Annotated in this window: 10 protein-coding genes; 3 read left to right on the top strand and 7 right to left on the bottom strand. The window is 45.9% G+C overall.

Going from position 1 to position 11,891, the window contains the following annotated elements; all coding sequences use genetic code 11:
• Positions 1 to 62: 62 nt before the first annotated feature.
• The 6 genes from hfq to msrB all read right to left on the bottom strand — a co-directional run bounded on the left by hfq (position 63) and on the right by msrB (position 6,060).
• Complete coding sequence (gene hfq / locus MN210_RS04640; protein WP_338412640.1) at positions 63 to 662, bottom strand: RNA chaperone Hfq; 600 nt, start codon at positions 660 to 662, stop codon at positions 63 to 65.
• 369 nt (positions 663 to 1,031) lie between these two features.
• A complete protein-coding gene (gene miaA / locus MN210_RS04635) occupies positions 1,032 to 2,129 on the bottom strand; it encodes a tRNA (adenosine(37)-N6)-dimethylallyltransferase MiaA (RefSeq protein WP_338412639.1) in 1,098 nt (365 codons plus the stop codon).
• An 84-nt stretch (positions 2,130 to 2,213) separates the two neighbouring features.
• Complete coding sequence (gene mutL, locus MN210_RS04630) at positions 2,214 to 4,166, bottom strand: DNA mismatch repair endonuclease MutL (protein WP_338412638.1); 1,953 nt, start codon at positions 4,164 to 4,166, stop codon at positions 2,214 to 2,216.
• Positions 4,167 to 4,266: 100 nt separating this feature from the next.
• Entirely contained in the window at positions 4,267 to 4,752 is a 486-nt protein-coding gene (gene tsaE / locus MN210_RS04625) for a tRNA (adenosine(37)-N6)-threonylcarbamoyltransferase complex ATPase subunit type 1 TsaE (RefSeq protein ID WP_338412637.1), read from the bottom strand.
• A 62-nt stretch (positions 4,753 to 4,814) separates the two neighbouring features.
• Positions 4,815 to 5,408 (bottom strand): 6-pyruvoyl trahydropterin synthase family protein, encoded by a 594-nt coding sequence (locus tag MN210_RS04620; protein ID WP_011960090.1) that lies wholly within the window; start codon positions 5,406 to 5,408, stop codon positions 4,815 to 4,817.
• A 229-nt stretch (positions 5,409 to 5,637) separates the two neighbouring features.
• Entirely contained in the window at positions 5,638 to 6,060 is a 423-nt protein-coding gene (gene msrB / locus MN210_RS04615) for a peptide-methionine (R)-S-oxide reductase MsrB (protein WP_241879350.1), read from the bottom strand.
• Positions 6,061 to 6,493: 433 nt separating this feature from the next.
• On the opposite strand from msrB, the gene MN210_RS04610 reads away from it, so the two are divergent.
• Positions 6,494 to 8,128 (top strand): aminotransferase class I/II-fold pyridoxal phosphate-dependent enzyme, encoded by a 1,635-nt coding sequence (locus tag MN210_RS04610; RefSeq protein ID WP_338412636.1) that lies wholly within the window; start codon positions 6,494 to 6,496, stop codon positions 8,126 to 8,128.
• Positions 8,129 to 8,226: 98 nt separating this feature from the next.
• Here the strand turns inward: MN210_RS04610 and MN210_RS04605 are convergent, their stop codons facing one another.
• A complete protein-coding gene (locus tag MN210_RS04605) occupies positions 8,227 to 9,978 on the bottom strand; it encodes a glutamine--tRNA ligase/YqeY domain fusion protein (RefSeq protein ID WP_338412635.1) in 1,752 nt (583 codons plus the stop codon).
• A gap of 471 nt (positions 9,979 to 10,449) precedes the next feature.
• Between MN210_RS04605 and MN210_RS04600 the strand changes: the two genes are divergently transcribed.
• Positions 10,450 to 10,962, top strand: a complete 513-nt coding sequence (locus MN210_RS04600; protein ID WP_041773541.1) for a peptidylprolyl isomerase — start codon at positions 10,450 to 10,452, stop codon at positions 10,960 to 10,962.
• Positions 10,963 to 10,980: 18 nt separating this feature from the next.
• Complete coding sequence (locus tag MN210_RS04595) at positions 10,981 to 11,871, top strand: UDP-2,3-diacylglucosamine diphosphatase (protein WP_011960085.1); 891 nt, start codon at positions 10,981 to 10,983, stop codon at positions 11,869 to 11,871.
• Positions 11,872 to 11,891: the final 20 nt, after the last annotated feature.

The following is an 11,891-nucleotide window of genomic DNA, read 5'->3' as shown; positions in this document are numbered from 1 at the left end:
TCAAAGCCGTTAGATTTAAATGGGCGGCTGTTGAGTATTGCTCTTGAAATCAGCATCAACAGTTAATCATCACTGCCAAAACCACCACCTAAGTCTTCATCATTATCGACCTGGTTGGGCGCTGCAAAGCCGCGCTTTTCAAAGCTACGCTCATCGAAGCCGCGCTGTGGACGACTGGCGCCAAAGCTTCTATCAGAATCAAAACCACGATCGCCTTCAAAGCCACGCTCTACCCCAAAACCACGCTCTTGGGCAAAGCCGCCACGCTCTTGATTAAAACCGCGATCGGCAAAGCCACCACGATTAAAGCCGCTGCGCTTACTGGCGAAACCGCCCGGCTCAAAACCAGGCGCGCCTCGATCAAATCCCCCTGCAGCTGGCGGTGCACTAAAGCCGCCTGCACTAGGGTAGCCTGCAGGTTGTTGAATAGAGCCGCCAGGTGTTGCTCCACTGCTACGTGGATTGCGGGCAGGTACTACTGTTGATATGGCATGCTTATATACCATTTGGCTGACCGTGTTTTTTAACAACACCACATACTGGTCAAAAGATTCAATTTGACCTTGTAGTTTAATACCATTTACCAAAAAGATAGATACGGGTATGCGATCTTTGCGCAAAGAATTTAAAAATGGATCTTGAAGCGTTTGTCCTTTTGACATGAGGTATGTCTCCTGAATTTTTTAATTTATTATAGATGGATGACAAATAAGTAATTAGGGTAATACTGTAATCCCAAAATAGCTATTACGTTTCGTTATTAATTGGTTGTATTTCTAAAAGAAGTTGTCAATACTTAAGTTGTCTTTACCATAGCATTTTTTTTGCTCTTCGTCTTACAAAAAAAGTGAAGCACAGGTTTTATATACGTTTGGCTGGCTTATATTTGACGTTCACAATATTAAGCGGGCTATTTTCACTCTCAAAATCCAGTCCATACCCTTTATAGCGAACTACGCTCAAGATATATTACTTACGCATCGGCTACATTGCCTTTGACATCTTTTGTGACACTTTTTATTGTGCTTTTATTAAAGACGGGAGAATAAATAGGCCTTAGCGTCTTGTATGGTATCGAAGCTGTGCACCACTTTTTGCTCAGTTTGTGCACCGCTTGTCTGCAGCGTATCAGAGGGCTGATGGCTTGCTACCAGGTTTCTAAGCCAGGTATATTGGCGCTTAGCCAGCTGTCGCGTCGCATATAATGCCTTATTTTTCATATCTTGACAAGCAATTGACTTGTGCGCCTCATTCACTTCTAGCCCTTTATTATCAACAGATTGGCCGTTTATTTTCAGCCGACTAATCAGAGGATGATCGGTGGCTATCAGGTAATCAATGACTTGGCGGTAGCCCACACAGCGCATCGATGGCATCTGCGCATCCAACGAATAATTGGTAAGCAGCTGCCCCACCTCATCAAAAAAACCATCTGCCCACATCATCTCAAGCCTTGAGGCAATACGCTCATGGAGCCACGCTCTATCTGGCATGACCGCTAAGCCTAGCCAGTACTGCTGAGGATTGTCTGATAAGGCCTGTTTGGGAAGTTGCTGCCAATAGCTTAAGGGTTTACCGGTTTGTTGATATACCTCGATGGCGCGGGTAATTCTTTGGGTATCGCCTATAGGTAAGCGTTCAGCCAGCGGTGGATCTATCTTAGATAAATAGTCATGCAAAGCTTCAATCCCTTGCTGCTGACGCTGAGCCTCTACTTGGGCACGAACGTTTGGGTCGGTATCGGGAATTGGAGATAAGCCGTTGAACAGTGCCATGTAATACATCAAGGTACCACCAACCAATAGCGGAATTTTGCCGCGCTGATGAATTTGCTCGATAAGCTGCTGTGTGTCGCTGACGAAGTTTGCCACACTATAGCTTTGCGTCGGATCGATGATATCCACCAAATGATGCGGATATTGCTCAAGCTCACTTTGTGTGGGCTTAGCGGTACCTATATTCATGTCTTTATAAATAAGCGCAGAGTCGACCGAAATAATCTCAAAGCGTCCGGTCTCATACAATTCATAAGCCAACGAGGTTTTACCGCTGGCTGTGGGAGCCATTAAGCACACCACCGCATTGTCTGGCAGCTTTGTTGGCAAGCTTAAATTATCAACATCACCCATGGTATCTACTCTTATGGTTATGGTTTTTTTTGATTGGATTAGCGGTTATAAACGGCTTGGACACTGTCATAAACCTAACTGATTTTACGGGTCGTTTTTTAGTATTAATTGAATCAGCTGCGATAAAGGCAGCTCGCCAAGCGCTTGGTCGGCCAGTTGCTTGCTCCAAGGCTGCTTCCATTGGTTTTGAGCCGCTTTAGCTAGGTTTTGTAGCTGGGTGTTTATCCAGGCTAGTTTTTGCCCTTGACTCACGCAGGCTTGATAGTCTTTATAGTGTCTCTGCCATTCGCCCTCTAGCAGCGTACAGAAGCTAGCCTGTAGCCACCGTATCAACTCAGTCTCTAAAAAGACATACAGGGTGTGCTGTATTTGTAATAACGCCAGCTGCTGATCACTTAAAAGACTGTCACTCAACAGACTCTCCTTCAACAGACTGTCCTTTAACAAATATAAGCACTGCACTGGGCCATCTTTTTGGGTCAAAGACACAGGAGGCAAGTCTGTTACAGTGTCAAAACCTGATAAGCGTGAATCAGAGACGACATGGGGGTGGATTTGCGTATACTGGCCGTGGTGGCCCCGTGTCTGATAATAGGCTATCGACTCATTTGTCTGTACCGGCTGTTTTAACTGAGGTACTGTCGTCTCAGACGCTGTAGCACTGCTATTGTGCGGGTAGTCTATGTGATTAGATGGTGCAATCCGCTTAGAGCCTTGGCTGACAGATATCTGGTGAGAGTGGGACTGCGCCACTTGCACTGATGCTTGGGCGTTGATCTGGTATTGCGGCGGCTGCACTATCGGCTGTATTATCGGCTGACGCTTCTGCCAACGCTGCAAGGCCTCACGCACGCCCACCTCAAAGTGCGCCATGACATTGGCAAGATTTTGGATTTTTATGCACAGCTTCGAGGGATGCACATTAAGATTTAGCCACGCCTTGGGCAGATTAAAAAACAGCACGTAGCCTAGGCTGGCAATGTGATCAAAGCCATTAATGCTCTCACGTAGGCTCTGGGCAATACGCTTGTCTTTGACCAAGCGACCATTGATATAAATCAGCTTATAAGGATGATTGGCCAGTGCCTTTGTACTTGGAATTATCAGCCCTTCAATGCCTAGTGGCTCTTGGCTGCTGTTGATGCCGCGCATACCCTCATATTGCACACGCAGCGCCTCTAAATCTAAGGATAACACCTGCAAGTTGTTGTCATGTAATAAACTTGCTTGCTCATGACTTGGGGGTAGCACCGATTTTAATCGTGTCAGCAAGGCTTGCATCACTTGGGTAGATAAGGCTTCTGAGGCAAGGTTAGACGAAGATACGGTTAACGGCGATGACGGCTCAGCATGGATGGCGGCAAAATTAAAACGACGTTTGTCATTATGCCAAAGGCTAAAGCTGACATCACTTGCTACCAATGCCAACTGTTTGACCACCGTCTCGATGTGCATAAACTCAGTCGAGATGGCCTTTAGATTGCCACGTCTTGCCGGCACATTAAAATACAAGTCCTTTACGCTTACTGTGGTGCCACGGCGATGAACTACCGGCACCAATTGCGGCGTGTCCTCTAAAATACCGGCCACATTAAGCTGTCGGCCAATACCGCTGTCATCACAGCAGCTGGTTAAGCTCAGTCGGGACACAGCGGCTGTAGCGGCCAGTGCTTCACCACGAAACCCCAAAGTGGCTATGCCTTGCAAATGCGCCACATCAGCGATTTTACTGGTGGCAAAGCGCGTCACCGCCATTACCATATCCTCAGGATGAATGCCGCAGCCATCATCGGCCACCTCAATAATGCCCATACCGCCTTGAGTAATGCGCACATCAATTTGGCGCGCGCCAGCATCGAGCGCATTTTCAATCAGCTCTTTGACCACTGAGGCAGGCCGAGTCACCACCTCGCCTGCTGCCAGCTGATTGACCAATAAAGGCGGCAGTTTTTTTATGCGATTGCTATGCTGAGCCTGAGTGCTGACCTGTAGGCCAGTGTCGGCTAAGCCATCGAGCGGGTTACGGCGAAACATCATGTATAAAGCTCAAAGCTGGACGATAAATAAATGAGGACCAATAAATTAGGGCAAATAATTAAGGATATGAGCATCCAAATCACTGCAAAAGATCAAGTCATTAATCTGGGGCAACAAAATCAATAGCATCATCAAAGTCCACGATCACCTCTCGGCGTGTGCCTTGCTCATCACTGACCACAGTAAGGATGACTGTCATTACCGGCGGCGGCAAATACGCCTCAGCACGGCTGGCCCATTCGATAATTACCAACGCCCGCTCATCCTCCAAATACTCTTCAAAGCCTATAAATGACAGCTCTTCTGGGTCTTGTAGACGATACAAGTCGGCATGATATACCCGATCAACCGCCACATTCGTGCTATTTTTTAGCTCATAAGGCTCAACCAAAGTATAGGTCGGGCTTTTTACCGCGCCCTCATGGCCTAGGGCACGCAGCCAGTAGCGGGTTAAAGTGGTCTTTCCGGCACCCAGATCTCCTGATAGCCAGACACTACCTTTGATGTGGGCTTTGGCCAACTGTTTGGCCAAGGCCTGAGTATCGCTCTCAGAGGTTAGCGTAAGCTGTACATTGCGGCGCGTCATTGGCACTCCTTTTATTCTCTTTGTAGCCCATAGGTTGATGACTGGTTATCAGCTGCTGATTATTATTTTACTTGCAGTGCCACTTCAGGATTTATAAAAGCTTCACCTGCTTTTAGCTTGTCATACATCGCCGGATCACTCCACTCTTGCTTGATTTGATCGCTAAATTCAAAATCCTCTAGCGCCAATTTACCCATGTGCTCGTTGCTCACATCTTCAGCAAAGCACTGAGCGTAGCCAGTTGCCGTCTCATGAGCAATCACCGAATACACGCTGACATCTGCCTCGCCATTGGCCATTTTAGTCTGCTCTAAAATACTTTGGGCCCAAAAGAAAATGACCCGAGAAAACTGCTCCGCTGAAGGTGATACCGGCAAGCTGATCCAGCGGGCGCTGAATTTTTTACACATTGCAATGTATTCAGGATCATCTTTGTTCCAAAAACAAATGGCATGATCAAAGCTATCAATAATGTCTTTGATAGAGGATTTTAAAAGGCCAAAGTCATATACCATTTGACCATTATCTAGTCTGTCTGCTTGCAAAATCAGCTCAATTTGATAGCTGTGTCCATGAATAGAGCGCTTGCATCTATCCGAGCTGCAGTTACGCACAATATGGGCGTTTTCAAATTTAAACAGCTTACGTATTCGCATGATTATTCTCACTAAAACTTAGAGTCAATAGGTTTTTTCGATATTACGCCATAGTTTACCACTATAGACAAAAAACAAAATGGATAACACCTGTCAGTGTTACCCATTGTTTAAATTAATGGCGGCCCAAGACTTGACGCTCAATCATTACTCAATCATTAATAGAAGCTCAGTCCTTAAATGTAGAGCCTCAGTTACTAGATTTTAGCCGCAATCGCTACCCTTGAACTTAGGGTTTTGGCTCCAAGTCAATGGCCACTGAATTAATGCAGTAGCGCAGCCCTGTGGTTTCTCTTGGGCCATCAGGAAACACATGTCCCAAATGACCGCCACAATTACGACAAGTGACCTCAACGCGGCGCATGCCATGCGATGTATCTAAGTGCTCATCTACGGCCGACTCATCTAAGGTGGCATCGAAGCTTGGCCAACCACAGCCGGCATCAAACTTATTGCTTGAATCAAATAATTTGGCACCGCAGCCTTTACAGCGATACACGCCCTGCTCGCTCATGTCATTATGGATGCCGGTAAAAGGGCGCTCTGTGCCTTTTTGACGCAGCACACGATACTCCTCATCGCTTAAGCGAGCCCGCCAGTCTGCTTCGGTTAATTGGGCGATTTCTTCTGGGGTCAATTGTGAGTCTTGCATAACATGTCCTTTTGGTATTTTTATCATCAGTTATTTGAGTGCGCTACTGTCAATTATGCGGGCATCCTTGATAACTTCAATCACCCCTTTGCCTAATCTTACCAAATATAGAGCTTGATTACATAATCATAAAACTTCTTATCATCAAAGATAGGCGTGACAATAGGATACCTTTAGCAGACGCGCCTGGCTCATTAATCATAGTTAAGCCATTAATTTTAAATACTTTTTACAAACAACCTGTTATTAGACGCCTCTGTGATTTCAAACGCACCTCTCACAATGCAAGATTTACTTGCATTATAGCCCATTGAAAAAAACCATTTAATGCAATAATATCTTGCATTAGAGAATTACTACATTAAATTGTTTAGCACACCTAGGTTAGACGGTGGCTAAAAGCATATAAACCAAACAACAAAGAGTAGCCGTTATGAGTGAGCAATCTGAATTTAAGGCACAAGGCGCAAGGCTCAGTAAGCTGCGTAAGGCCAAGGGTCTTACGGCTGAGCAATTGGCTGCGGCAATGACAGCGTCCGGTTCTAAAGTCAGTCGTGGCGCCATATCTAATTGGGAACGTGGCATAAATGGGATTGTCTCCTCCAAGCTGCCCGCTTTGGCTCATATCTTAGGCTGCTCTGAGGGCTATTTATTGCGTGGTGAGCCAGCAGACAACGCTGAGCCAGATAATAGTACTCAACGCTCAAGCCTTGCCAGTAACCCACCCTCTATTAACTCAAGCACCAATGCTACTCCAAGCGTTATCCAGACCCCTTCTTCTCACCTAAGTACGAGTAACAGCATCATGAAAAACACCGCCCCTACCCGTAAGCCCTTAAAAAAATCTGATAAATTACAAAACGTTTGCTACGACATCCGAGGCCCGCTCCTTAAAACAGCAATGCAAATGGAAGCTCAAGGTCAGCGCATCTTAAAGCTTAATGTCGGCAACCCCGCGCCATTTAACTTAGATGCCCCGCATGAAATCTTGCAAGATGTGGCGCTAAATTTGCACAATGCGACCGGTTATTCAGACTCACAAGGTATTTTCTCAGCCCGAAAGGCCGTCTTACAATATTACCAATCAAAGGGGCTGTTATCAGCGGTTGATGTGCGTGATGTGTACCTAGGCAATGGCGTATCAGAGCTTATCGTAATGACCATGCAAGCTTTGATGAATGATGGTGATGAGGTGCTTATCCCTATGCCAGATTATCCACTATGGACAGCCGCAGCCAATCTTGCTGGCGGCACCGCGGTACATTATCGCTGTAATGAGGAGAATAACTGGCAGCCTGATATTGAAGATATCCGTGCAAAAATTACCGATAAGACCCGTGGCATAGTGGTGATTAACCCCAATAACCCCACCGGCGCGCTCTACTCTAACGATGTGCTGCTACAAATTATCGATCTGGCACGTGAGTACAATTTAGTCCTGATGGCAGATGAAATCTACGACCGCATTTTATATGATAATGCAGTGCACACCCCCATGTGTACCTTAGCGCAAGATGTCCTGATTTTGACCTACAATGGTCTGTCAAAGTCACATAGGATTGCCGGCTTTAGAGCGGGGTGGCTTATGCTCTCTGGTAATAAAGAACATGCCAGCGACTTCATTGAAGGCCTAGACATGCTCGCCTCGATGCGCTTGTGTGCTAACGTGCCAGCTCAGCATGCCATCCAAACTGCAGTAGGCGGCTATCAAAGCATGCAGGACTTAACGGCCGAAACAGGCCGCTTATACAAGCAGCGCCAATTGGCGGTAGAGCGTCTAAATGCCATCCCAGGTATATCATGCACCATGCCGCAAGGCGCCTTTTATTGCTTCCCAAAAATTGACCGCAGCATCTACCCTATTGAAGATGACATGCAGTTTATGATGGACTTATTAATCGAAGAAAAAGTGCTGATGGTACAAGGCACGGGCTTTAACTGGGATGCGCCCGATCACTTCCGTGTGGTGTTCTTACCTAACTTATTAGATTTAGAAGATGCTATGGACAGATTGGACAGATTCTTCAGCAACAAGCGCAAACAGTATGGTACTGATAGTTTAGGGTAAAATGCTGGCGTTTATGTTACTGCTACCACCCCAAAAAAAGCGCTAACGAGATGTCGTTAGCGCCTTTTAGTCTATCAAAGATTACCAGGCTATTTATTTTATTCTGGCTTAAAGCTATCGCGTAACGTCACAGTGCGGTTGAACACAGGCTTATCACTGCTGTGCTCTACCTCATCCGACACAAAATAGCCTTCACGCTCAAACTGGAAGCGAGTGCCCGGCTCAGCATTGGCCAAAGCGGGCTCAACGACTGCCTCTAGCTCAACTAAAGACTGATCATTAAGTGCTTGATGTACGTCCTCTACCGCACTTGGGTTCTCTGCTGCAAACAGATGCTCATACAAACGCACGGTTGCGGGTACGCCTTGCGTGGCTGATACCCAGTGAATCACACCTTTTACTTTGCGGTCTTCTGGGTTTTTACCCAGCGTCGTCTTATCGATAGTGGCTTTTAGCTCTACCACATTGCCTGCATCATCTAGCACATGCTCCGTCACGGCCAATACATAGGTATTGCGCAGACGAATCTCTGGCTTCTCAGGAGACAGTCGCTTATAACCTTTTGGCGGCTCAAGCTCATAATCACCTTGATCGATATAGATGGTTTCAGTAAAAGGAATCTCACGCTCGCCCATATCAATATTTGGGTGCTTGGGCTGATTGATCCATAAGGTCTTGCTCGCCTCATCCCAGCGCGCATTAACGCCGTCATCTTTTAGGCTTTCCCACTCACTTAACGCCTCATCAAAGTTAGTGATGGTCACTTTTAGAGGTTTTAATACCGCCATACCACGCGCGGTGGTGTTCTCAAGCGATTGACGAATACTAAATTCAAGCAAACGGAAATCTACCACGCTATCGGCTTTGGTCACACCAACACGGTCACAAAAATCACGTAAGCCTTCTGGCGTATAGCCACGGCGACGCATGCCAGCAATGGTCGGCATACGTGGATCATCCCAGCCGCTGACAATGTGCTCATCAACCAACTGCTTAAGCTTACGCTTACTGGTCATGGTGTGATCGACGTTTAGACGGCTAAACTCATACTGATGTGGTGGTACATCAAAGCCAATCTTCTCTACAGCCCAGTCATAAAACGGACGATGATCTTCAAACTCTAGCGTACATAAGGAGTGTGTAATCCCTTCAATGGCGTCCGATAAGGGATGCGCATAATCATACATCGGATAGATGCACCATTTATCACCGGTTTGGTGATGTGCTTGATGCATAACACGATAAATAACAGGGTCACGCATATTCATATTGGGGCTTGCCATATCAATCTTGGCACGCAGTACTGCCTCACCCTCGGCATATTTACCATTTTTCATATCATCAAAGCGCTGCAAGTTTTCTTCTACGCTGGTATCACGCTGTGGCGACGGCTTACCTGGCTCATTAAATGAACCACGGTTTTCTTTAATTTGCTCCGGTGTTTGCAAGTCAACATAGGCATCGCCTTGCTTGATCAGTTTAATGGCCCATTCATGTAGCTGATCGAAGTAGCCTGACGCATAATAAGGCTGATCGGCCCACTCAAAGCCCAACCACTGTACGTCGTTTTTGATGTTATCAATATAATCCTGCTTCTCGGCAGTGGGGTTGGTATCGTCAAAGCGCAGATTACAAATACCGCCAAACTCTTTGGCAATTCCAAAGTTTAGACAGATAGATTTGACATGACCCAAATGCAAGTAGCCATTTGGCTCAGGTGGAAATCGGGTCACGATTTGATTGTATTTATCTTGGGCCAAATCTTCACGAATAATATGACGAATAAAATCGTTTTTTTGATCCTCTTTGTGCTCAGCTGAGGCATTCGCTTTATTATTTTCAGTGCTCATCGAATTACTTCTCCTATTATAAAACTTGGGGGTATCATTCATAATTTTGCCCCATTCTATCAGGTTTACCAAACCCTGTAACAGCTAGACACATGACAACCCAAAAAAAAGAGGTTAGACTACCCCTTTAAATTTAAGAGCATCTGCTCTATATAGAGCCCATTGTGCTCTTAAACAAGGGGATAACTGACCATTTTGTTGCCTAGCTGGCGAGAACTCACTCGCTAATCACAGGTGATAAACCCTACCTTTTTGGTATTTTGCCGGTTGCCTCATCACTTATATTTAGGACATAACGGGTAGTTTAACCAATAACCAGCCCATTTCATCCGATAAGGACACCCTGTGAGCACACTTAAAACGTTAGGTTTTGGTAGCTTAATTTTGCCTCTTTTTTTGATGGGCTGTACCAATACCACTGCTACTCAAACCCCCAGTACCAACATCACTACAAATTCTAAGGATACACAAATGAGCGATATGCCAGTAGTACAACTAAACACCTCTATGGGTGAGATCGTAATCGAACTTAACGCTGAAAAAGCACCTAAAACTGTTGAAAACTTTGTGTCTTATGTAAAATCAGGCCATTATGACGGCACGATTTTTCACCGCGTTATTCCAGATTTCATGATTCAAGGCGGCGGTATGGATGCTGACATGAATGAAAAAAGCACCAACGCGCCTATCGAAAACGAAGCAGACAATGGTTTGAAGAACGAGGAAGGCACCATTGCTATGGCGCGTACTCAAGATCCACACTCAGCCACCAGCCAGTTCTTTATTAACGTAAAAAACAATGCTTTCTTAAACCATTCTGGCAAAAACATGCAAGGTTGGGGCTATACCGTATTTGGTAAAGTAACCAGCGGTATGGACGTGGTTAAGAAAATTGAAGGCGTACCTACTGGCCGTTATGGCATGCACGCTGATGTACCAAAAGAGCCTGTGATTATCAACTCTGCGGTTGTGGTCAGCGAATAAGTAAGTTTTAGCTGATTTATGTCTAATCAAGATTTTGCTATTAGCAGCTATCATCACCTGATAACCACCCGACCCTATGATATCAATCGGGTGGTTATCAGTGATTTGCATTTATCCGCTGATGAGCCTGCCTTAGTGCAGGCTTTTTTGGCTTTACTTGATGATGTGTTGGTGCTGCCCAATGTACATCAGCTATATATTTTAGGCGACTGGTTTGATGCTTGGATTGGCGACGATGCGTATTTGTCATTGTCTGCTACAGAGCAAAAACGCCATTGGCTAACTCCCCTCATAACCAAGCTTACTGAGCTTAAAAATAAAGGCTGCCAAAGCTTTGTCATGCATGGCAATCGCGACTTTTTAATCGGTCAAGATTTTTGTGACAGCTTCGGTGGACAGCTGATTGATGAGCCCTATCTATTAAAGCTTGGCAAGATGACGTATCGGCTAGAGCATGGCGATGCCTTGTGTACAGATGATAAGCGCTATCAGCGCTTTCGTAAGGTGATGCGTAATCCATTGGTACAGTGGCTATTACTTAAGCAGCCGCTACATAAGCGCCAAGCCTTAGCACAAAAGATACGCAGTCAAAGTGCGCTCGATAAATCAGCCAAATCGTTACAAATTATGGATGTAAATGAGCAGGCGGTCACCTGTGCTCTTAAAAAAGTCGATGGCCTCATTCATGGTCACACCCACCGCCCAGCCTGCCATCAAACTCACCTGGCGTTAAACGCCAAAGCCCGCTCTCAAACCCTTGAGTTTAAAAAACGCTATGTGCTCGGGGATTGGCGTATCCTAGACCCAGATACCCGCTGTGAACAAGTACAAGCGGTGATTGGCTTGGCTTTGGACACTCAGATTAGCTCAAGCTTTGAGCTGGTTACGTTTGAGTGGCCAACCCGTTAAGCCGCTGCCCTTTATTTAAG

Source organism: Psychrobacter raelei, assembly GCF_022631235.3.
Lineage (GTDB): Bacteria > Pseudomonadota > Gammaproteobacteria > Pseudomonadales > Moraxellaceae > Psychrobacter > Psychrobacter raelei.
The sequence above is the reverse complement of the archived record's forward strand: the minus strand, read 5'-3'. Positions and strand labels throughout refer to the sequence as shown.

Excerpts from the sequence above, each read along its gene's own strand:
- hfq (WP_338412640.1), bottom strand. The coding sequence starts at position 662 with ATGTCAAAAGGACAAACGCTTCAAGATCCATTTTTAAATTCTTTGCGC.
- miaA (WP_338412639.1), bottom strand. The coding sequence starts at position 2,129 with ATGGGTGATGTTGATAATTTAAGCTTGCCAACAAAGCTGCCAGACAAT.
- mutL (WP_338412638.1), bottom strand. The coding sequence starts at position 4,166 with ATGATGTTTCGCCGTAACCCGCTCGATGGCTTAGCCGACACTGGCCTA.
- tsaE (WP_338412637.1), bottom strand. The coding sequence starts at position 4,752 with ATGACGCGCCGCAATGTACAGCTTACGCTAACCTCTGAGAGCGATACT.
- MN210_RS04620 (WP_011960090.1), bottom strand. The coding sequence starts at position 5,408 with ATGCGAATACGTAAGCTGTTTAAATTTGAAAACGCCCATATTGTGCGT.
- msrB (WP_241879350.1), bottom strand. The coding sequence starts at position 6,060 with ATGCAAGACTCACAATTGACCCCAGAAGAAATCGCCCAATTAACCGAA.
- MN210_RS04610 (WP_338412636.1), top strand. The coding sequence starts at position 6,494 with ATGAGTGAGCAATCTGAATTTAAGGCACAAGGCGCAAGGCTCAGTAAG.
- MN210_RS04605 (WP_338412635.1), bottom strand. The coding sequence starts at position 9,978 with ATGAGCACTGAAAATAATAAAGCGAATGCCTCAGCTGAGCACAAAGAG.
- MN210_RS04600 (WP_041773541.1), top strand. The coding sequence starts at position 10,450 with ATGAGCGATATGCCAGTAGTACAACTAAACACCTCTATGGGTGAGATC.
- MN210_RS04595 (WP_011960085.1), top strand. The coding sequence starts at position 10,981 with ATGTCTAATCAAGATTTTGCTATTAGCAGCTATCATCACCTGATAACC.